At 60.2% G+C, this 377-nt stretch carries 1 protein-coding gene; it reads right to left on the bottom strand.

What is annotated here, in order from left to right; translation table 11 throughout:
• On the bottom strand, nucleotides 1-377 hold a 377-nt coding region (locus tag KE274_RS16380; RefSeq protein ID WP_211545609.1), incomplete at both ends, for an ATP-binding cassette domain-containing protein.

The raw sequence follows: 377 nt of genomic DNA, 5'->3' as shown, positions 1-377 counted from the left end.
AGCTGCGCACGGGACTGCACGTCAAGGCCGTCGAACGGTTCGTCGAGGATAAGCAGCTCGGGCTCGCTCATCAGCGCCTGGCAAAGCAGCGTTTTTCGCGTCTCGCCGGTAGAAAGGTATTTGAAGCGCCGGTTGAGCAGGGCGGTGATGCCGAACCGTTCTGCCAGGCGCTGACAGCGGGCGGGATCTTTCACCTCATCCTGAATAATTTCCGCCGTCGTACGGCCGGTATCTTCTTCGCCTGGGCTGAGCAAATCGGTGTTATTGCGCTGCCACTCCTCGCTTACCAGCTTTTGCAGCTGTTCAAATGACAGGCGCGTCAGGCGCGTAAAGTCGCTCTGGTATTCGCCCTTGAGGAGGGGGAGCTCGCCGGCCAG

The organism is Microbacterium paraoxydans (assembly GCF_018224615.1).
GTDB lineage: Bacteria > Actinomycetota > Actinomycetes > Actinomycetales > Microbacteriaceae > Microbacterium > Microbacterium paraoxydans_B.
This window is presented reverse-complemented; position numbering and strand designations above follow the sequence as displayed.